This is a genomic window from Rhizobacter sp. Root1221 (genome assembly GCF_001425785.1).
Lineage (GTDB): Bacteria > Pseudomonadota > Gammaproteobacteria > Burkholderiales > Burkholderiaceae_C > Rhizobacter.
Genome location: NZ_LMDI01000012.1, coordinates 121,554 through 140,662, shown reverse-complemented (window position 1 = coordinate 140,662; position 19,109 = coordinate 121,554). Strand labels below are relative to the sequence as shown.

Below are 19,109 nucleotides of genomic sequence, written 5' to 3'. Positions count from 1 at the left end.
CTCATGATCCGTCGCCGAACCCTCCTCGCCTGTGCCGCCGCTGTCGCGGGCGGCCTGGGCCTCAACGTGGCCCACGCCCAGGACGACACGTGGCCGCGCAAGCAGCCGATCAAGATCATCGTGCCGTTCGCGGCCGGTGGCACGTCCGACGCCCTCGCGCGCCTGCTGGGCGAACGCCTGCAGGAGGCGCTGAAGCAGACGGTCATCGTGGAAAACCGCGGGGGTGCCGGCGGCATGATCGGGTCCGACGCCGCGGCCAAGTCGCCGCCGGACGGTTACACGATCGTGCTGGGCACCATCTCGTCCCACGCGATCATCCCCGCGGTCCAGAAGAAGGTGCCGTACGACGCGGTGAAAGACTTCGTGCCGGTGTTTTTCATCGGCAACGTGCCCAACGTGATGCTCGTCAACGCGCAGCAGCCGATCCACTCGGTCAAGGAACTGATCGCCGCCGCGAAGGCCAAGCCGGGCTCGCTGTCGTTCGGCACGGCAGGCGCCGGCAGTTCACAGCACCTGTCCGGCGAGAAGTTCAAGCTGGATGCGGGCGTCGACATCACCCACGTGCCCTACCGGGGCAGCGGCCCGTCGATGCAGGACCTGATCGCCGGGCAGATCCCGATGAGCTTCGACACCGCCCTGGTGGCACTGCCGCAGATCAAGACCGGCCGCATCCGCGCGCTGGCCGTGACTTCGGGCAAACGTGCCAAGGCGCTGCCCGACGTGCCGACGCTCGCCGAGTCGGGGTTGCGCGGGTTCGACGTGAGCTCGTGGCAGGCCTTCTTCGCACCCGCCGGCACACCGCAGCCCATCATCACGAGGCTCCACGAGGAACTCGCGAAGATGGCCGGGCAGACCGCCACCGCGGCACGCCTGCAGGCGATGGGTGTCGAGTACGCCCCGATGACACCCGCCCAGCTCGGCGCCTTCCAGAAGGCGGAGATCGTCAAGTGGGAGAAGGTTGCGAAGGACGCGAAGCTGGAGTTGTGAACCTCCGCACGCCCGGCGGCGCGAAGTATTGACGTTCCGGGCGCGTGACGTGGTGCGGTCACCTTTGCACGGGCAAACGCCCGTGCTGTAATCGCGCGGCACTGATGCCGGCAACCTCGATCACGCCATGTTCTACCGTCGGTTCGCACGCGGCCTCGTGGCTGTGTGCATCGGATTCGTGTTGGTGGGCTGCGCGCAGCCGCCGCAACAACCGCTTCCGACCTACCTCGCACCTGCCGGAACGCACACCGCGCGCCTGCTGATGCGGGGCTACATCCCCGCGGGCGACACCTACGGGGTGTTCGTTTTCGGCAACGCCGAAACCTGCATGGAGCCGCAGAAGGCGGGTGCCGGCACCGCCACCCACAACCCCGACGCCACCCGGCTGCGCGCCGGCGAGCTGTCCACCGTCAGCGCCGCCCTCTACAAACCCGACCGCACGGTGTGTGCGATCCGCTGGTCGTTCCTGCCCCAGGCGGGCCGTTCGTACGTCATCACCATGAGCGCACGAGAAGGGGGTTGCGCCTCCCGGCTCCTCGACGTGACCGACCCCGACCGCCCGGTCGCCGAACCCACGTTGCGCCGGCGCAACTCCGCCGAGAACATCTGCATCCCGATGAGCCAGACCCGCCTCCTCACGGCCGCCACCGACAACGACACCGCCAAGCAGAAGCCGTCGGCGCCTCAGGGCAACGCACCGACGGCGGACGACGACCTCCAGAACCTGAGCCGCCCATGATGGCCGCCATCCTCCTGAAGCCCGTGGCCCGGTGGGCCCCCTCCGTGCTCGTTTGCCTCGGCGCCCTGTCTGGCGCACCGGCACGGGCGCTGCCCCCGGCCGAGGTATTCGCCAAGGTATCCCCGAGCGTCTGGATCGTCCGCACCTACGACAAGGAAGGGCTGAGGCTGGGCCTCGGCAGCGCCGTCGTGGTGGCCGCCGACACGCTGATCACCAATTGCCATGTGCTGCGCAAGGCCGCCCGGTTCGTGGTCGCCCGCGACAAGGCCACTTATGACGGCACGCTGATGCTTTGGGACGTGGAGCGCGACATCTGCCAGGTGCAGGTGCGCAACCTGCAGGCCCCCCCGGTCGAGACCGCCGACACGCAGAAGCTGGTCGTGGGGCAGGCGGCCTACGCCGTTGGTGCCCCGCAAGGGCTCGAGCTGACCCTCAGCGCAGGCCTGGTGTCGAGCCTGCGCAAGGACGAATCAAGCCGCCTGTTCGCCATCCAGACATCGGCGCCCATCTCGCAGGGGTCGAGCGGCGGCGGCCTGTTCGACGAACAAGGCCGGCTGGTGGGGATCACCACGGCCTTCATCGGCGACGGCGCCTCGCAGAACCTGAACTTCGCGATCCCGGTGGACTACTGGCGCGAGTTGCCCCAGCGCCATGCAGCGGCACGCGGCCGCACCCAGGGTGGCGACGCGGCCGCCTCGAGCCCCGCAGCCGCGAACGGGGCCCCGCTGCTGGACACCCGCACACAGGCCGTCTACGACCAGGAATACCTGAAGGCCGATGAGCCCCGCGCGTTTGCCATCTCGGACAACGGCCACCACGCGTGGGCATCGCGTGGCATGAGCCCGCAGGTGACTGCACTGTTCGAATGCGAGAAGCGCGCGCACAAGCCCTGCACGCTCTACGCCCTCGACAACAAGATCGTCTACCGCACCGGCCCGGCCACCACGTCGAACACGAAGTGAGCCCCGTCACCCCGGCGCCGCGCGCCGGTAGGTGAGGGGTGCCACGCCTTCGTTCGCCTTGAAGAAGCGCGTGAACGACCCCTGCGACGCAAACCCGAGCAGGTCGCTGATCAGGCCGAGCGGCATCGTGTCCTCGCGCAGCAGGCGGCGCGCCTCCGCGAGTTTCACGTGCACCACCAGGTCCTTGTAGGTGCACCCGTCGCGCTGCAGGCGGCGGCGCACGGTCCAGCGGGTGAGGTTCATCGCCTCGCAGAGCTGGTCGAGCAACCGGTCGTCCGACACCTCCGGTTCATCCCCGCCCGACACGAGCGCATCGCGCACGAACTGGGTCACGCGGCCCGCGAACGAGTCCGGCTGCACGATGGCCGAGTGCTCGGCCGACAGCGACGCGAGGAACACCGCGTGCAACAGCGGATTGTGGTGGGGGAAGGGCGTGTCCAGCGCGGCGCACGTCACCTTGAGCTGGTTGGCGGCCTGGTGGCTGGCCACCGGCCCCTCGAAAAACGCCTCCACCGCGGCCGCCTGGCGCAGCGGTGCGGCCTGCAACGCGCAGTCGAAGCGCGGTGCGCGGTCGAGGCTGTAGTGGCGAACCAGTTTCACGAGCATCGCGAAGTTGGCCAGCGCGCTCTTGCCGCTGGACTCAAGCGGGTCGTCGGAGATGTAGTCGAACAGCAGTGCGTCGTCGCGCTCCCGGCACACGAGCACGTCGAGTTCACCGATCACGCCGCGGTACCGCAGGAAGGTGTCGACCGCCTCGCGCAACGTGGCGCAGTTGGTGCACACCGAAGCGAGGTTCAGATAGTCGGCGAACAGCGGTTCGAGGCCGCCCCGCAACAGGCTCGTGTTGACGGGCGCGTGTTCGGTGAGCCGCATCAGCCGCTGGTGCTTGTGCCCGGCCACACGGCCGTGGGGCTGGAACACCTCGGCCCGGGTGAGCCCGGCGAGCCGCAGGAACTGCTCGCCCGACACGTCGAGGCTTTCCGCCACCTGCAACACGCCCCGCGCAATGGCGTTGGACACGGTCTTGGCTCTGACATCCATGCGGCGGGGCCTCCTTGGGGCCTGGGCCACCGCACGCGGCGACCCGGACCGGGGCTCTGGGCCGGGCACGGCCCGTCCCTTGGGGGCGGTCAGTACGACAGCCCGTGGAACACAGGATACAGCGGGTTCGCCGTGTCATACGGCACGTCCGACCGCTGCGCCTCCACCTCGGCCATCGACGATGGCAGCTCGAACGGCAGCTTGCCCTGTGGTGCGGCCTTGCCGGTGAGCACGTCGAACAGCGCGGCATCGTCAACCCCGAAGTTGCCGAGCACGGCCGCGGCCTTGTCACGCACGTTGGTCAGGATCGCCGGACGGTCGAGGTAGACCGTGACGATCGTGGGCACCTTCGCACTGGCGGCCTTGATCGCCTCGTAGTCGGCGTTGCCATCCTCGTAGGCGAGGCTGCCCTCGTGCTGGATCGACCCGAACACGAACGTCGCGTGCGGCTGCTGGTAGGGCGCAGCCACACGGAGCAGCGCCACGTCCGCGTCCTCGGGCTGGCTCACGACCACGTACCCCTGGGCCTCGGCCGCGGCGGGGTCGATGCCGTGCAGCCACACCTTCTTCACCGACGCCGCCAGCGGCAACACGGCGTTCCTGTTTTCCAGCAGCACGAGCGACTTGCGCTGGGCCTCGGCCGCCGCCGTCAGGAACGCTTCCTGGCCCACCGTGACCGCGGCCGCCGCCGGGTCGACGTACGGGTTCTCGAACAGCCCTTGCTGGAACTTCTGCAGCACGATGCGGTACACCGACTCGCCGAGGCGGGCTTCGGTGAGGTCACCGTTCGTCACCGCGTCGATCAGGTACTGGCTTTCGGTCACGCCACCGAACTGGTCCATGCCCGCGTTCACGGCCTTCACGTACCGCTGCGCCTTGGTCAGGTTCTCCACGCCCCACGGCATCCCGAGCTTGCCGATGTAGGCCCAGGGCGACGTGCCGGCCGGCGCGCCGGTGAGGCATTCGTCGGCGCAGTCGTTCATGATGAGCCAGTCGGACAGCACCACCCCCTGGAAGCCCATCTTCGTGCGCAGCAGGTCGGTCAGCATCTGCTTGTTGAACCCGGCGGCCACGGCCTCGAACGTGATGCCGTCGTAGGTCAACGGCTCGGCGGCCACCGAGTAGGTGGGCATCACCGACCCGGCCCGCGCCGCGAACGCCCCCTCGAAGGGCTTCAGGTGGTACGCGAAGTTGTTGCCGGGGAAGGTCATGAACTTGCCGTAGACGTTGTGGCTGTCCCACCCGTCCTTCGCGGCGCCATACCCGACCCAGTGTTTCACCACCGCCACCACGCTGTCCCGCCCGATGCCGGCGCCGCCGTGCTGGAACCCCTCGATGTACGCCTGGACCATGCGCTTCGCGAGGTCGGCGTCTTCGCCAAAGGTGCCGGTGGTGCGGGCCCACCGGGGTTCGGTGGCGAGGTCCGCCTGGGGCGACAGGGCCAGCTGGATGCCCACGGCGCGGTACTCCTGCCGCGCGATGTCCCCGAAACGCAGCACGAGTTCCGCGTCCCCGATGGCGGCCAGGCCCAGCGTTTCCGGCCACTTCGAGAAGCTGCCCGGGTCGACGCTGGCGCCGGCGGTGTACTGGAAGTGGTGGCGGGGGTCCGAACTGATCGACACGGGGATGCCGAGCCGCGACCCTTCCCCCACGGCCTGCAACTGGTTGGAGGCCTCGGCCATCGCCTGGGCGGGCAGGCTCAGGCGGGTGATGAAGCTGTTGACGCCGGTGTCGTTGACGAGCGCCGCGAAGGCGGTGAGGTCGTAGCCGGTGGCGGTGGTGGGGGCGGTGCCGTGCATCATCGCGCCGGCCTTTTCGGCCAGGGTCATGCGGGCCACCAGGTCGTTCGCGCGCACGCCAGCGGGCTGCCGCCAGTCCTCGTACACGTCGAGCTGGCCGTTGCGGTTCAGGTCCTTGAACTGGAACCCGGCCACCGTGAGCAGCGGGGCGGTCGTGCGGCCGAGGGGGGCCTGGGTCACGGGGGTCTGGGGGGTGGCCGCATCGTCACCGCCGCCGCATCCATGCAGCACGCTGGCACCGATCAGGCTGGCGGCCACCCAGGTGGCTGGCGTCCGGGAATGTCGCATCGCTTTCTCCAGAATCATGGTCCACGACCACGGGTGTGAAAATTTGCACGAACGGCGGCCGGACCACTTCGCTCCGGGGAGCGGCGGTTTCGCCGGCGGGAGCAGGGTTTTCGATTGCGTGACAAATTCTTAACAATTCCTTGCCGCATGCACCGTTCGCGTGTCCACGTATGGACAGCGGACCGATTTGGGATTATTTTCCCAATGTGAACGACCGGTCTGTTTCCCCCTCCGCCTTGCAGCGGGCGATTCTTCGCCTGCTGCGGCCGCTTTGCCGCCTGCTGCTGCGCCAGGGCATGCCGTTTGGTGCGTTCGAGGAACTGGCCAAGCGGATGTACATCGACGTGGCCCTGTCGGAGTTCACGCTGCCCGGCAAGAAGGCCTCGCTGTCACGCGCGGCCATCCTGTCGGGGCTCACGCGCAAGGAGGTCCAGCGACTGGCCGGCCCGCCACCCGATGACGGCGACGACACCGGCACGCGCTACAACCGGGCCGCGCGCGTGCTGACCGGCTGGGTGCGCGACCGCGACTTCTGCGACCCCCAGGGTGAACCCCGCGCGCTGCCGGGTGAGGGTGATCTCAGCTTCGCCACGCTCGTGCGCCGCCACAGCGGCGACGTGCCCGCACGGGCCGTGCGCGACGAACTGCTGCGGGTAGGCGCGGTGCGGGAGGTGGGGGACGGGCGCATCGAACTCGTCGCCCGGGCCTACGTGCCGCAGCAGGGTGCGGACGACAAGCTTCATATCCTCGGCAGCGACGTTGCCGACCTGATCGAGACCATCGACCACAACATCGAGCACGGCGCCACGCAGCCGCGCTTCCAACGCAAGGTGATGTACCACGGCATCCCGGCCGCCTCGGTGGCGGCCTTCCGCGCGCTGAGCGCACGCGAATCCCAGGCGCTGCTGGAGCGCCTGGATGCCTGGCTCGCCGAACACGACACCCCCAACCCCGCCGACCAGCCCGGCCTGCCCCGGGTGCGGCTCGGCGTGGGCATCTACGCCTTCGAGGAACCGCTCACCTCCAGGCCCGCCAACGAAAGCGCCGTGTCATGAAGTTCCTTTCCCTGATCTCCGCCGGTGTGATCGCCGCCACCCTGGCCCTGTCGTCGTGCGGCGGCGGCGGTGACGGCGGCGGCATCGGCGGCACGGGCAGCAGTGCCCCGGGCACGATGCGGATGTCACTCACCGATGCACCGGCCTGCGGCCACGACGCCGTGTACGTGACGATCGACCGCATCCGGGTCCACCAGGACAGCACGGCGGCCGACACCGCCAGTGGCTGGCAGGACATCGTGGTCTCTCCCGCGCGCCGCATCGACCTGCTCACGCTGACCAATGGCGTGCTCACCGAACTCGGCGAGGCCTCGCTGCCGGCCGGGCGCTACACGCAGATGCGGCTCGTGCTCGCGGCCAACGACACCGCGCAGCCCAGAGCCAACGCCGTGGTGCCCACCGGGGGCACGGAAACCGAAATGACCACCCCGAGCGGGCAGCAGAGTGGCATCAAGCTCGACCTCGGCATCGACGTCCCGGCTGGACAGGTGGCCGACGTGGTGCTGGATTTCGACGCCTGCAAGTCCGTCGTCAAACGCGGCAATTCGGGGCAGTTCAACCTCAAGCCCGTCATCTCCGCCATCCCTGTCCGAGCGGACGCCGGCATGCGGGTCACGGGCCATGTGGATGCGGCCATCGCCACGGGCCACACCACCGTGTCCCTCCAGTTCAACGGCACGCCGGTGAAGGCCACCGTGCCGGACGCGACCGGCCGTTTCGTGCTGTACCCGGTGCCCACCGGCACCTACGACCTCGTCGTGTCGGCGGAGGGGCGTGTCACCGCGGTGGTCAGGGGCGTGCCGGTGGCCGCCGACTCCCAGACGGTCATCAACAGCCAGGCGGCCCGCATCCTGCCGCCCGCCACCTCGTCGCGCGCCGTGACTGGCACCGTGTCACCCGCCTCGGCCACGGTGCGTGCGCTGCAAACCCTCTCGGGCGGGCCAACGCTCGAAACCACCTGGCTGCCGGTGGACCCGGTCAGTGGCGCCTTCGGTGGCGCCTTGCCCGACGGGGCCCCGGTGGTGGCGCCGTTCTCGGCGTCGCCCCTGGTGTTCGCGGCCGACACATCGGTCGCGGGCAGCTACACCGTCGAGGCCACCTCGGGCCCGGCCCGCCAGACCCGGTCGATCACCGCCGTGGACCTCACCTCCTCACTCACGTTCAACTTCCCATGACCACCTCTTCCACACCAACCACCTTCCGCCCGCCGGTCCTTGGCATCGCTGCCGCGCTTGCCCTGGTCACCGCCCTGGTCGCCGCACCGGCCGCACAAGCGCAGGTGGGGGTCTCCGTCACGGTGGCCCAACCAGGCGTCTACGGCCGCATCGACATCGGCAACCAGCCTCCGCCGCAGGTGGTGTATGCCCAGCCCATCGTGGTCGTGCCGGCGCGTGTGCGCCAGGAGCCGCTGTACCTCTACGTGCCGCCCGGTCACCAGAAAAAATGGGCCAAGCACTGCGGGCGCTACGACGCCTGCGGCCGCCCGGTGTACTTCGTGCGCGAGGAATGGGTGCGTGACCAGGCGCGGGGCCACGGCGACCGCGACCGAGGCGACGACCACGGTCAAGGACACGGCAAGGGCCACAAACATGGCCATCGCTGACCGCATGGACGTGCACCGCGCCAGCCACCGCTTGCCCGTCACGATCCTGGCTCCCCGCGTTCCGAAGCCCGTGGTGCGCCTGCCGCTCGCCGCCGGCAGCGAGCGCATCCTGGTCATCGACCCACGCGCGGAACTTGCCGCGATCACGGCCAGGATGCTGTCGGACCTCGGGTACGTCGCCTACTGGGGTGTGAACGACTTCGATGTACTGGACCTCCTCGCCTCGGGCGACCCGATCGACCTGCTGGTCTGCCCGCTCGCGCTGCCATCCATCCCGGACGGCCTGGCCGTCATCCAGAAGGCCGTGTCCCGGCAACCCGGACTGCGGGTGCTGCTGACGTCGGGTTCGGTGCCGTCGCATGCGGAGCGCGCCGCCGCCGGGGCGTACCCGCTGCTGGCCAAGCCGTACGGGCAGGCCAAGCTCGGCAACTGGGTGCGCCAGGCGCTCGACACTGCCGCCACAGCCGCCCGCCAGCTGCCCGAGGCGGTCACATCCTGAAAAGAGCGCTCGGCGCGCTGCGGCACAATCGGCCCAACCCGGGCCCTTCTGCCGCATGACACCCCCCCAGCCCCACGCCCTCCGTTCTCCACTGGCCGCTCCGCTGCGACGGGTCGTGGCATCGGCCATGGCCGCGGTGGTGCTGCTGCTCACGGCTTGTTCATCCGGCCCTGGCAAGGCGCCCGCCGGCCGTGACGGCGCGGAAGCCAAACCCCCCTCGGGCCTGGCCCAGGTGCCCGACGCCGAACCCAAGGTCGAACCCATCCGCAAGGGTGGCCCCAACAAGCCGTACGAGGTGCTCGGCCAGGACTATTCACCGATGGACGGCGACGCCAACTTCACCGAACGCGGCCTCGCGTCGTGGTACGGCAAGAAGTTCCACGGGCGCCGCACGGCCAGCGGCGAGACGTACAACATGTACGCAATGACGGCCGCCCACAAGACGATGCCGATCCCGAGTTACGCCCGGGTGCGCAACCCGAAAAACGGCCGCGAGGTGATCGTGCGCGTGAACGACCGCGGGCCGTTCCACAAGGGCCGGGTCATCGACCTGAGCTACACGGCCGCGATGAAGCTCGGTGTGCTCAACGGTGTGGCCCCGGTCGAGGTGGAACGCATCACGCACGAGCAGATCCGCACCGGCGCCTGGCGCCGCGGCAACCCGCCGGCGGACACCCCGGCCGAACCCGCGGCCCCCGTGGTGGCCGCCGCGCCACCACCGGTCGACCCGGTGCCCGCCGCGGCCCCCCTGCCAACCATGGTGCCCGACACCCCGCCCGCGCGCGCCGACACCACCGCCGCCCAGGGCTTCTGGATCCAGCTGGGGGCGTTCCGCCAGCGCGACGGCGCCGAGCAGTTCCAGCGCCGGGTCGCGAGTGACCTCGACTGGCTCGCGCCGCTGCTGGCGGTGTTCAGCGAGCCGTCGATGTACCGGCTGCAGGCCGGGCCGTACCCGTCGCGGGCCGAGGCACAGGGTGCCGCCGAGCGCATCCGCACGCTGCTGCAGCTGGTGCCGGTGGTGGTCGAGAAACGCCGCTGAGCCGTCGGGCGTCAGGGTCAGCGCCCGCCCGACACGTCGAGCAGCGCGCCGGTGGTGTAAGCCGAGGCGGGCGACAGCAACCACACGATCGACGCCGCGATTTCGTCTGCCCGGCCCGGGCGCAACATGGGGATCAGTGCCGCCGAGTCCGCGGCGCGCCCGGGCATGCCGCCCGAGGCGTGGATGTCGGTGTCGATGATGCCGGGCCGCACCGCGTTCACGCGGATGCCCTCGGCCGCCACCTCTTTGGCCAGGCCCACCGTGAACGTGTCGATGGCCCCCTTGGCGGCAGCGTAGTCGACGAACAGGCCGGGTGATCCGATGCGCGCCGCCACCGACGACACGTTGACGATGGCCCCTCCGCGTCCGCCGTGCCGCGTGGACAACCGGCGCACGGCCTCGCGGGCGCACGAGAAGCTGCCGAAGACGTTGATCGCGAACATCCGCTGCACGCGCGCGGCGCTCATCTCGTCGACCCGCGCCGGAACGTCCACCACCCCGGCGTTGTTGACCAGGCCGGCCAATGGCGGCAGGTCACGGTCGATGCGCGCGAAGAGGGCCGACACCTGGGCATCGTCCGAAACGTCGGCCTGCACGGCGATGGCCTGCCCACCCGCCGCGGCGATGCGGACCACCACCGCGTCCGCGGCGGCCGCGTCGCGGGTGTAGTTGACGGCCACCGCGTGACCCGCCTGGGCACACTGCCACGCAGTGGCCGCCCCGATGCCGCGGCTGCCCCCGGTCACCAGCACCGTGGTGTCATTCTTCATCGTCACTTCCTCCCTGGGCCGGGTTGTCCGTGTCGTCGGCCTGGCGCGCCTTGTCGGCGAGCCGGCCCTCGAGGGGCGCGAGGCGCTCGACGAAGGTGTCGGTGTCCACCGGCCGCGCCACGCGGGTGCCCGGCGGGAACATGGTGGACTGGTACAGCGCGCTGCGGGTGCTCTCGAAACGTTGCCAATGGCCCCACACCAGCAGCCCGAGGCCCACCGCGAACGCGCTCGCCGCGAACGCCCGTGTGAACAGGGGCCGGTGCGGTTCCACGGCCTGCAGGTGGAAGTAGAGCGCAAGGCTCGCCACCGCCATCTGCACCACGAACGTGTACCCCGGGAGCCACGGCCACGACAGCGAGAACCCCACCCAGGCGAACAGCAGGCCCATGGCCTCCCATGCGAGCGTGGCCGTCAGCAGCACCCGCACGTGCCACGCGAAATGGGCCTGGTGCGCGAACAGCTTTGACAACAGCGTCCACCCGCCACACCAGCCCAGCACCACCGCGGTGGCCGAGAGCACTGCCACCGAGACGGTGCGCGCAAACGGTTCGGGATCGGTGTCGAGCCAGGTGCGGAACACCAGCACCAGCAGGTTGAGCCCGACCAACCACGCGAGCACCGCGAGGCCCTGCGTGAGCACCCGCGCCGCCACGAGCGGCTGTTCGGGCGCCAGCGTGTGTTCGGCGAGGCGAAGCCGCAGGTGGCTGCGCCCGGCCACGATGGTGGACGGCACGGCGGCGGCCTGCCAGCGTTCGCCGGCGGCAAGCCGCTGGCCGCCCACACCGACGCCGTTGACCGTGTCGCCGACGGCCAGGTACACCCCGTCGTCGTTCGCGTCCACGGTGAAGTGGTGGCCCGCGACATGCGGGTCGTCGAGCACGAGGTCGTTGTCGAGCGACCGGCCCACCCGAAGCGGCCACGCGAGCACCTTCTGCGCGTGGCGCACGCTGCCGTCGCGGTCGAGCACCTCGATCAGTGCGAGCGCGCCCATCCGTAGGCCTCCAGGTAGTGGCGGGTGAGTTTCATCGCGTTGGCGTAGCCGACCCCCTGCACGTCGAACTGGCCCTGCACGCCGGACGTGGGGTGGTCGAGCGTGGCCACCAGCACCGACGCGTCGTAGAGCCCAGGCAGTTTCTTGTACGCACGCAGGCACACCACCACGCGCAGGGGCAGCCCGTCGCGGTCCACGTAGTCTTCCTGGCACTGCGGTTTGGTCTGGTGGCGGGACGACAACCGCTGGAATCCGCCCACGTTGAAGCGGTCGCCATAGCGTTTCGCGAACCGCAGGCTGCCAAGCTGCGCGCCGTCGTACGCCTGGGCCGAGGTGCTCAGCGACCCGGTGGTGAACTGGCCCACGAAGATCCGCGTGTCCATCTGGCAATCCGATCGGTCGTGGCTCAGCCCGCCGCTCTCGGAGTTCTGGCTGCGGCCCCAGCAGCGCATGAAGCGGTCGGGCGGCACCGGCACCGTGTAGCGGGGGTGGGTGGACGCCTTCCAGCCTTGGCGCATGAACCGGTCGGTGAGCAAGGCCTGGTGGGTCGTCAGCTGGTCGGTCACGATGGGCCAGGCGGACGCCGTGATGGGCTGGGCGTCGCGGCCCCGCTCAAGCAGCACGCGGGCGAACTCCGCCGGCACGAGGAAACTCACCTGCTCACCCTGGCGCGACACGTTGATGCCGATCACCCGGCCTTCCTGGTCGAGCGCCGGCCCACCGCTCATGCCGGGGTTCAACGACCCGGCGAAAAAGATCTGCGGGTAGAAGCTGCGTTCGGCCAGCCCGTTGTAGTTGCCCTCGACCACGGCGAACCCCACGTCGAGCGGGTTGCCGAGCGAGTACATGCGCTCGCCCTGGCCGAGCGGCTGGCTGTTGGTGCGAAAGGTGAGCACGTCGAATGGCTCGGGGCGGGGCGCCGCCTTCAGCAGCGCCAGGTCGTGCAACACGTCGAGCATCAGCACCTGCACGGTGGACTCACGGCCGTCGGCCGTCACGTACACGAGTTTGTACCGATCGGGTTCCAGGGCCACGTTGCTGACCACGTGGTAGTTGGTGACGATGTGCCCCTGGTCGGACACCACGAACCCCGACCCCACGGTGAACTGGGTGCCCGGCCCCTTCAGCAACGTGCGGATCTGCACCAGCTGCGACCGGGCCTGCTCGTACACCTTGCGGGCCGACAGCGACACCGGCGGGGGCGGGGCCGACGCCGCCGGCGCCACCGCGGGCGCCTGTGCCGCGGCGCCCTGGCCGAGACACAGCATGGCCGCCAGCAACCAGACGCTCCACCACGAGGGTTTGTTCATGGCGGTCGATTCTAGAGGTCTGGATATGCTGGGGATGTCGTGTTGCCGCCGGAGCCCCCCATGCTGAGACCTGAAGCACCCAGATGATCCTCGCGTGATCAAAAAAAAGCCCACCCGTTGCGGGGTGGGCTTTCAAAGTCCTCGAAAGGACGTCGTTGGGACCGATCGGTCTGTCGCCCTTGTCTTGCTGCAGGCCTTCGCGTGTTCGCGTTGTTGGATTGATGGCCTGCAGAGCCGGGCGAGTCATCCCTGTAGGGGCAGAGGCCCCGGAGAGCCGTGTGACAGCACGAGAGGGACTGTAGGGGCACCCCCGGGGGTGAGACATCCCTAAGAGGAGGGACGATTTTTTACCGGAACCGGTCCCAAACGCACCACAAACCCTTGCCAATCAATGGCTTGCAGCGTAGAGGTGCGGCCATTCTCCTGAGCAGTACCTCACAGGGCGGACACCCCCTTTTGGGGGTATGCCTCACGATGCAGCAACCCGCAGCACCCCGCACCCCGGCGACAATGGCGGGATGGCTTCCTCCCCGCCCCGCTCCCCCGCCCGCCCGCTCGACGAACGCGAGATCGATGAACTCCAGGCGTTGCTCGACCGTGTGCCGGCCCCCCTGGAGCCGCTCGACGTCACCATGCTCGACGGCTACCTGTGCGGCGTGCTGCTGCAACCCCGGCGTGTGCCCGAAGCGCAGTGGCTCGCCCACGTGACCGACACCGAACGGGGCCGCCCGCTGCCGCCGAAGTTCGACCCCACGCGCCTGCACGAGCTGGTGCACCGCCGGTACGTCGAGTTAAATGCGGCCATCATCGCGCGGCAATGGTTCGACCCGTGGGTGTTCGAGCTGGACGCCGAGGACGCGGACGACGAACCCGCCGAGGACGACGGTTTCGGCGAGGCCCCGCCCGAGGTGGATGCGGTGTACCCGTGGGTGGCCGGGTTTGCCGCCGCGGTGGACCTGTTCCCCGGGCTGATGCAGCTCGATGCCCGGCAGCTCACCGAACCGCTGGCCCTCGTGTTCCAGCACCTGGACGCCGACGACCTCGAGGACGCGGACGACCTGCTCACCGAGATCGAGACCATGGAGCCGCCCTCGGACCTGACCGAGGCGGTGGAAACGCTGGTGCGTGCCACGCTGCTGCTGGCGGACATCAGCCGCCCGTTGCAGACAGCGCCTGCGCGGCTCGCCGGCCCTAGGCCGCCGAACCGGCGTCCGCCCCGCCGCTGAACCAGCGCGCGGCGTGCAGGCCGAGGCCGGTGGCCACGCTGGCAAACCGGTCGCCCCGGGCAATCTCGGCCGACGGGAACGCCCCGGCGATGCGCTCGGCGAGCAACCGCAGGCCGGTCGACCCGCCGGTGAAATACAACGCGTCGATATCACCCGGCTGCAGGCCCGCCTGGGCCACGGTCTCGCGTGCGGCGCTGACGATGCGGCCGATGTCGGCCTCGATCGCGTCCACGGCCTGCTGCTCGGTCAGCATCACCGTCAACCGGTTCTCGACCACCCCCAGGTCGATCGCGGTGTCTCCCCCCTGGGCCACGGCGATCTTGGCGTCCTCCGCGCGCGATGCCAGTTCATGGCCCAGCCGCTCCGACACCACGGTCATCAGCCGCTTGTGGTGCACCAGGTTGCCGTAGAAGCTGCGCATGTTGCGCAACTCGGCCGCACGCTGCGGGGTGTAGACGGTGTTGATCAGGTGCCACGTGGCCAGGTCGAAGTACACGGTGCTCGGCACCTCCTTCGGTGGCGCACCGTTGACGCTGGGGCCGAGCGCACCGTAGCCGAACTCGCGCAGGATGCTGGCGAGCTCGACGCGCCGGTCGAAGTCGGTGCCCGCCACGTGCACGCCGTGGTTCGCGAGGATGTCGGCGCGGCGGTCGAGGTGCCGGGCCCGTTCGGGCCCCACCCGCACCACGGAAAAGTCGGACGTGCCGCCGCCGATGTCGGCCACCAGCACCAGCCGCTCGGACGTGACGCGGCTTTCGAAGTCGAAGGCCGCGGCCAGCGGCTCGTACTGGAAGTGCACGTCCTCGAAGCCCACGCTGCGCGCGGCCACCTCCAGCGTGGCCTGGGCCTGGGCGTCGCGGGCAGGGTCGTCGTCGACGAAAAAGACCGGCCGGCCCATCATGGCCTGGCGGATCGGGTGGCCCGCCTCGCGTTCGGCGAGGGTCTTCAGGTGGCGCAGGTAACCCGCGATGATGTCGATGTACTTCACACCGCGGCCGCCGCCCACGTCGGTGGTCTGGTCCACGAGGCTGCTGCCGAGGATGCTTTTCATCGACCGCATCAGCCGGCCGTCCACGCCTTCCACGTAGGCAGCCTGGGCTGCCCGGCCGAAGGCCCGGGGCGGACCGTCGTGGTCGCGGCCCTCGGTGAAGTAGAAGACGGCGGTGGGCATCGTCCGCTGGCCAGGTTCGAGCTCGACGAGGCGCATGCCGCCCTCGGCGGGAATGCCGATGGCCGAATTGGAGGTGCCGAAGTCGATGGCGCAGTACATGGGAGGTCGGGATCAACGGCGGGGGCGCGATTGTAGGCTCCTGCACAATGCGCCAAGGATTTTTCACCCTGGAGCCACGACCATGAAACGACGCCTCGCCCCCTGGGCCGCCGCCGCCGTCCTGCTGATGTCCACCCCCTGGGCCCTGGCCGCCGACAGCGGCAACGGGTCCGACGCCCTGGGCGAAGCCCGCGAGTACATCTCCGCGAAACGCTGGGACGACGCCCTCGTGTCGCTGCGCCAGGTGAACGACCCGGGCAACCCGGATTGGCAGAACCTGATGGGTTACACGCTGCGGCGCAAGGCATCGCCCGACGTGGCCGCCGCGCAGAAACACTACGACGCGGCACTGCGCATCGACCCGTCGCACCGGGGTGCGTTGGCCTATTCGGGTGAACTGGCCCTGATGAACGGCAACCTCCCGGTGGCCGAACAACGCCTGGCGCGCCTCGACAAGGTGTGTGCGGCCAAGTGCGAGGAATACCTGAACCTCGAGGATGCCGTTCGCCGCTACAAGGCGAACGGCAACAAGTACGTGGGCTGGTGAACCGCGCGGCCGGGCCGCGCGGTGACCCGGCCTGCCGTTACTGCGCGAGCATGCCCAGCGGCACGTTCATCGGCTTGTCGTTGACCTTCAACATGCCGCCGTCGAACGCAGCCTTCGACGTGACGGCGTCACCTTCGCGGGCCAGGTAACCCTGGGTCACGAGGCTGTCCACCGTGGCGTTGACGAAGCCCATCGTGGTGGCCACCACCGTGTCGGCCGACGCACCTTCCGGCAGCGGCTTCAGCGTGACGGCCTTTTTCACCACCTGCTCGATCCAGCCCGTCTGCACCTTGAACGACGCGTTGCCGTAGGCCTTGGTGGTCAACAGCGTCGGCAGCGGCATCGCGGCATCGGCCCCGGTCATGCCCTTCGTGCCGAAGCGGTACGACATCTCGGCGGTCTTGCCACCCAGTTCCACGGCCAGGCGGTCGAGCGCGTACTCGGGGTTGTGCACGAGCAGGTCGTTGAGCCCCTTCTGCATGTCCTCGGCCAACGCGGCGGCTTCCTTGGCCTCGGCGGCCTCGTCACCCGGCTTCTTGCAGTTGAAGGACGACTTCATCATCTTGCCCACCAGCGCCTGGTAGGTGGCGGCATGGATGCGGCTGAGCGACACCTGCATGTCGATCTTGTCGATCGCGAAGTCGTCGACACGGCCCTTGCCCGACACCTTGCTGACGGCGGACCACAGGCCGTTGTCAATCTTCGCGTCCGACGCGAACTGCAGGTTCTCGAACACCATGTTGATCGGCTTGGCGCCGGCTTCACCCGGCTGGGTGAAGGCGAATTCCATCGACGTGATGCCGCCGGTGCCCTTCGACGGGGCCATCAGCAGCGAGCCGCCGGTGTGGGGCAGCACTGCACCTTGCATGGCCATCTTGCCGATGCGCAGGTTGCCGGCGGCCTGGTCGTGGGCCACGAAGTTCACGTTGAGGCCCGGGGCCTCGAACGTGTAGGTGCCACCCGCGGCCACGCCACCGGACAGGCTGCCACGCACCGTGGCCTGCAGGCCTTGCCAGTCGATGTCGCCCTTGCCCTGTTCGGCATACTTGAATGGCGGGCTCTTGATGTCGGACACGTACGAACCGCCGAACCCGAGCGCGGTGTGCACCGACAGGAATGGCTTGTCGCCGAACAGCTTCGCGACCTGCGCGGCCGCTTCGGGCGGCAGCACGATCTCGGTGTCGATGGTGGCGAGGCCCACGCCCTTGCCACCCGGCAGCGGGCCGTGGCGCACGGTGTCGCGCCACGTGATCTGCACTGGCTTGCGGGCGGCAGGGGCTTCGGTTGCCCCCGGGTTGTCGGAAGCCGGCACCGCTGCGGCCGCCGCATCGGTCACCACCTCGGCCGCGCAGCCGATGTCGAGGGTCACGGTGTGGACCGAGGTGAACAGGCCCTTGCTGACGCTGTTCTCGACCACCTTGACGCCGGGGAAGGGCGCCAGCATCTCGGCCGTGCGGCTCTTCAACTCGCCGGCCACCTTGGCACCCGACAAGGACGCAAAGGCGACACCGCCGCCCGCCACCACGACGAGCGCTGCCGCGCCCACAACCACCTTGTTCATCCGTCACTCCCTCGCTGATGTGTGTTCGGGACGGCATCGTCGCCGCCCGGTGCGGCAGTGTAAGAGGGGGCGTTCGCGGCACCCCGTGCCACAAGTCACATCACAGGACCCGCGAACGGGGGGGCCCGCAGAACGCGAACTCGATGTCCGGCACACGCCCGCACATCAGTTCGGCCAGCGCCAGGCCCGAACCCGCACCGTGCGTCCAGCCGAGGGTGCCGTGCCCCGCGTTGACCCACAGGTTGCGGTAGCGGGTGCCTCCGATGCACGGGCGGTTGTCCGGCGTGCTCGGGCGCAGGCCCGACCAGAAGTGGGGGGCGCTCGTGTCGGCCACACCGGGAAACAGGGTCTCGTAACGTTCGAGCAGCTGGCGGCAGCGCACCTGGGCCCTGGGAGAGTCGAGGCCCACGTCATAGCCGGCCATCTCGGCGGTACCGGCGATGCGCACGTGGTCGCCCAGCCGGCTGATGGCGATCTTGTTCGCGTCGTCGATCAGGCTCACGACATTCGCGTCGCCCGGCCGCTTCAGGCGCAGCGTGGCGGAGTAGCCCTTGGTGGGGTAGATGTTGAGGTCCACGCCGATCGGGCGCAGCACCGGCGCAGTGAAACTGCCGAGCGCCGCGACGTAGGCGTCGCCAATGAGCACGGTGGGCACGCCGCCCGCGCGGTCGGCCACCCGGACGGCCGAGATGGCACCGCCCTGGCGGTCGAAGCCGAGCACGTCGTGCCCGTAGAGGAAGGTGACGCCGCGGTCCGCACACAGGCGGGCCAGTGCGGCGGTGAACACCTGCGCGTCGCCGGACTCGTCGCTCGGGGTGTAGGTGCCGCCCTGCAGGCCGGGGAACTGCCGCAGCGCCGGCTCCACCTGCAGCACCTGCTCGCGCGTGAGCACCCGGCGGTCCACGCCGTACTGCCGCATCAAGTCGGACGCGGCCGCGCCGGTCTCCAGGTCGTGGGCGGTGGAGAAGATGTGCAGGATGCCGCGCTCGAGGCGGTCGTACTCGATGCCGGTGTCCGCGATGACCTGCTTCAATGCAGCGTGGCTGTAGCGGCCGAGGGCCACCAGCTGTGCGACGTTGCGGCGAAACGCCGGCATCGTGCATTGGCGCAGGAAGCTGAGGCCCCAGCGCCACTGGTGCCAGTCGAGTTGCGGGCGAAACAGCAGCGGGGAGTCGTCCCGCGCGAGCCACTTGAGCACCTTGAGCGGCGCGGCCGGGTGCGCCCACGGTTCACAGAAGCCCACCGAGATCTGCGCCCCGTTGGCGAAAGTGGTTTCGAGGGCTGCGCCGGGCTGGCGATCGACCACGACCACCTCGTGGCCACGTTGCAGCAGGTGCCACGCCGTGCTGACGCCAATGATGCCTGCCCCGAGTACTACGACCTTCATTCACACCTCATCGATGCCGGTGAGCCACCGGCTTG

General features: G+C 69.6%; 18 protein-coding genes. 10 read left to right on the top strand and 8 right to left on the bottom strand.

The window, feature by feature from the left end; genetic code table 11:
* The first annotated feature begins 3 nt into the window (after nt 1-3).
* The 3 genes from ASC87_RS10450 (at nt 4) to ASC87_RS10440 (ending at nt 2,688) form a co-directional block, all read left to right on the top strand.
* On the top strand, nt 4-987 hold the full coding sequence (locus ASC87_RS10450) for a tripartite tricarboxylate transporter substrate binding protein (RefSeq protein WP_157603955.1): 984 nt from the start codon (nt 4-6) through the stop codon (nt 985-987).
* Between the two features lie 127 nt (nt 988-1,114).
* Nucleotides 1,115-1,726, top strand: coding sequence for a hypothetical protein (locus ASC87_RS10445; RefSeq protein WP_056660617.1), 612 nt, complete (start codon nt 1,115-1,117; stop codon nt 1,724-1,726).
* Nucleotides 1,723-2,688 carry a S1C family serine protease gene (locus ASC87_RS10440; protein ID WP_056660613.1) on the top strand — a complete coding sequence of 322 codons (966 nt, stop codon included), beginning with the start codon at nt 1,723-1,725 and terminating at the stop codon, nt 2,686-2,688. Before ASC87_RS10445 ends, ASC87_RS10440 begins: the two co-directional genes overlap by 4 nt.
* A 6-nt stretch (nt 2,689-2,694) precedes the next feature.
* On the opposite strand, the gene ASC87_RS10435 is transcribed toward ASC87_RS10440, so the two are convergent.
* Nucleotides 2,695-3,729, bottom strand: coding sequence for an AraC family transcriptional regulator (locus ASC87_RS10435; RefSeq protein ID WP_056660610.1), 1,035 nt, complete (start codon nt 3,727-3,729; stop codon nt 2,695-2,697).
* 89 nt (nt 3,730-3,818) lie between these two features.
* The gene (locus ASC87_RS10430) at nt 3,819-5,816 is read right to left on the bottom strand and encodes a glycoside hydrolase family 3 protein (protein ID WP_056660607.1); all 1,998 of its coding nucleotides are present in this window, start codon (nt 5,814-5,816) and stop codon (nt 3,819-3,821) included.
* Nucleotides 5,817-6,022: 206 nt separating this feature from the next.
* Between ASC87_RS10430 and ASC87_RS10425 the strand changes: the two genes are divergently transcribed.
* The 5 genes from ASC87_RS10425 to ASC87_RS10405 all read left to right on the top strand — a co-directional run bounded on the left by ASC87_RS10425 (nt 6,023) and on the right by ASC87_RS10405 (nt 10,012).
* On the top strand, nt 6,023-6,871 hold the full coding sequence (locus tag ASC87_RS10425; RefSeq protein ID WP_235582131.1) for a DUF6502 family protein: 849 nt from the start codon (nt 6,023-6,025) through the stop codon (nt 6,869-6,871).
* The gene (locus ASC87_RS10420) at nt 6,868-8,046 is read left to right on the top strand and encodes a DUF4382 domain-containing protein (RefSeq protein ID WP_056660601.1); all 1,179 of its coding nucleotides are present in this window, start codon (nt 6,868-6,870) and stop codon (nt 8,044-8,046) included. Before ASC87_RS10425 ends, ASC87_RS10420 begins: the two co-directional genes overlap by 4 nt.
* Nucleotides 8,043-8,474, top strand: coding sequence for a hypothetical protein (locus ASC87_RS10415; RefSeq protein WP_056660598.1), 432 nt, complete (start codon nt 8,043-8,045; stop codon nt 8,472-8,474). Before ASC87_RS10420 ends, ASC87_RS10415 begins: the two co-directional genes overlap by 4 nt.
* Nucleotides 8,461-8,973 carry a response regulator gene (locus tag ASC87_RS10410; protein ID WP_056660595.1) on the top strand — a complete coding sequence of 171 codons (513 nt, stop codon included), beginning with the start codon at nt 8,461-8,463 and terminating at the stop codon, nt 8,971-8,973. The genes ASC87_RS10415 and ASC87_RS10410 overlap by 14 nt, the downstream gene beginning before the upstream one ends.
* Nucleotides 8,974-9,088: 115 nt before the next feature.
* Nucleotides 9,089-10,012: a septal ring lytic transglycosylase RlpA family protein gene (locus tag ASC87_RS10405; protein WP_369820750.1), complete on the top strand. Its 924-nt coding sequence runs from the start codon at nt 9,089-9,091 to the stop codon at nt 10,010-10,012.
* Between the two features lie 17 nt (nt 10,013-10,029).
* Here ASC87_RS10405 and ASC87_RS10400 read toward each other — a convergent pair whose 3' ends face one another.
* Genes ASC87_RS10400 through ASC87_RS10390 form a run of 3 tightly spaced genes read right to left on the bottom strand, consistent with a single transcriptional unit; the run spans nt 10,030 to nt 13,083 of the window.
* Nucleotides 10,030-10,782: an SDR family oxidoreductase gene (locus ASC87_RS10400; RefSeq protein WP_056660585.1), complete on the bottom strand. Its 753-nt coding sequence runs from the start codon at nt 10,780-10,782 to the stop codon at nt 10,030-10,032.
* Nucleotides 10,772-11,773, bottom strand: a complete 1,002-nt coding sequence (locus tag ASC87_RS10395) for an FHA domain-containing protein (protein ID WP_056660582.1) — start codon at nt 11,771-11,773, stop codon at nt 10,772-10,774. The genes ASC87_RS10400 and ASC87_RS10395 overlap by 11 nt, the downstream gene beginning before the upstream one ends.
* Nucleotides 11,755-13,083: a S1C family serine protease gene (locus tag ASC87_RS10390; RefSeq protein WP_056660580.1), complete on the bottom strand. Its 1,329-nt coding sequence runs from the start codon at nt 13,081-13,083 to the stop codon at nt 11,755-11,757. The genes ASC87_RS10395 and ASC87_RS10390 overlap by 19 nt, the downstream gene beginning before the upstream one ends.
* 518 nt (nt 13,084-13,601) lie before the next feature.
* Here ASC87_RS10390 and ASC87_RS10385 point away from each other — a divergent pair.
* Nucleotides 13,602-14,309 (top strand): YecA family protein, encoded by a 708-nt coding sequence (locus ASC87_RS10385; protein WP_056660571.1) that lies wholly within the window; start codon nt 13,602-13,604, stop codon nt 14,307-14,309.
* Here ASC87_RS10385 and ASC87_RS10380 read toward each other — a convergent pair.
* A complete protein-coding gene (locus ASC87_RS10380; protein ID WP_056660568.1) occupies nt 14,275-15,579 on the bottom strand; it encodes an Hsp70 family protein in 1,305 nt (434 codons plus the stop codon). The genes ASC87_RS10385 and ASC87_RS10380 overlap by 35 nt on opposite strands.
* 82 nt (nt 15,580-15,661) lie before the next feature.
* Between ASC87_RS10380 and ASC87_RS10375 the strand changes: the two genes are divergently transcribed.
* Nucleotides 15,662-16,126: a hypothetical protein gene (locus tag ASC87_RS10375; RefSeq protein ID WP_056660566.1), complete on the top strand. Its 465-nt coding sequence runs from the start codon at nt 15,662-15,664 to the stop codon at nt 16,124-16,126.
* Nucleotides 16,127-16,163: 37 nt separating this feature from the next.
* Here the strand turns inward: ASC87_RS10375 and ASC87_RS10370 are convergent, their stop codons facing one another.
* Both ASC87_RS10370 and ASC87_RS10365 read right to left on the bottom strand, forming a co-directional pair.
* The gene (locus ASC87_RS10370) at nt 16,164-17,687 is read right to left on the bottom strand and encodes a YdgA family protein (protein ID WP_056660563.1); all 1,524 of its coding nucleotides are present in this window, start codon (nt 17,685-17,687) and stop codon (nt 16,164-16,166) included.
* 100 nt (nt 17,688-17,787) lie between these two features.
* Nucleotides 17,788-19,074 (bottom strand): D-amino acid dehydrogenase, encoded by a 1,287-nt coding sequence (locus ASC87_RS10365; RefSeq protein WP_056660560.1) that lies wholly within the window; start codon nt 19,072-19,074, stop codon nt 17,788-17,790.
* Nucleotides 19,075-19,109: the final 35 nt, after the last annotated feature.

Excerpts from the sequence above, each read along its gene's own strand:
- ASC87_RS10445 (WP_056660617.1), top strand. The coding sequence starts at position 1,115 with ATGTTCTACCGTCGGTTCGCACGCGGCCTCGTGGCTGTGTGCATCGGA.
- ASC87_RS10395 (WP_056660582.1), bottom strand. The coding sequence starts at position 11,773 with ATGGGCGCGCTCGCACTGATCGAGGTGCTCGACCGCGACGGCAGCGTG.
- ASC87_RS10450 (WP_157603955.1), top strand. The coding sequence starts at position 4 with ATGATCCGTCGCCGAACCCTCCTCGCCTGTGCCGCCGCTGTCGCGGGC.
- ASC87_RS10390 (WP_056660580.1), bottom strand. The coding sequence starts at position 13,083 with ATGAACAAACCCTCGTGGTGGAGCGTCTGGTTGCTGGCGGCCATGCTG.
- ASC87_RS10400 (WP_056660585.1), bottom strand. The coding sequence starts at position 10,782 with ATGAAGAATGACACCACGGTGCTGGTGACCGGGGGCAGCCGCGGCATC.
- ASC87_RS10365 (WP_056660560.1), bottom strand. The coding sequence starts at position 19,074 with ATGAAGGTCGTAGTACTCGGGGCAGGCATCATTGGCGTCAGCACGGCG.
- ASC87_RS10420 (WP_056660601.1), top strand. The coding sequence starts at position 6,868 with ATGAAGTTCCTTTCCCTGATCTCCGCCGGTGTGATCGCCGCCACCCTG.
- ASC87_RS10370 (WP_056660563.1), bottom strand. The coding sequence starts at position 17,687 with ATGAACAAGGTGGTTGTGGGCGCGGCAGCGCTCGTCGTGGTGGCGGGC.
- ASC87_RS10415 (WP_056660598.1), top strand. The coding sequence starts at position 8,043 with ATGACCACCTCTTCCACACCAACCACCTTCCGCCCGCCGGTCCTTGGC.
- ASC87_RS10440 (WP_056660613.1), top strand. The coding sequence starts at position 1,723 with ATGATGGCCGCCATCCTCCTGAAGCCCGTGGCCCGGTGGGCCCCCTCC.
- ASC87_RS10380 (WP_056660568.1), bottom strand. The coding sequence starts at position 15,579 with ATGTACTGCGCCATCGACTTCGGCACCTCCAATTCGGCCATCGGCATT.
- ASC87_RS10435 (WP_056660610.1), bottom strand. The coding sequence starts at position 3,729 with ATGGATGTCAGAGCCAAGACCGTGTCCAACGCCATTGCGCGGGGCGTG.
- ASC87_RS10375 (WP_056660566.1), top strand. The coding sequence starts at position 15,662 with ATGAAACGACGCCTCGCCCCCTGGGCCGCCGCCGCCGTCCTGCTGATG.
- ASC87_RS10385 (WP_056660571.1), top strand. The coding sequence starts at position 13,602 with ATGGCTTCCTCCCCGCCCCGCTCCCCCGCCCGCCCGCTCGACGAACGC.
- ASC87_RS10410 (WP_056660595.1), top strand. The coding sequence starts at position 8,461 with ATGGCCATCGCTGACCGCATGGACGTGCACCGCGCCAGCCACCGCTTG.
- ASC87_RS10430 (WP_056660607.1), bottom strand. The coding sequence starts at position 5,816 with ATGCGACATTCCCGGACGCCAGCCACCTGGGTGGCCGCCAGCCTGATC.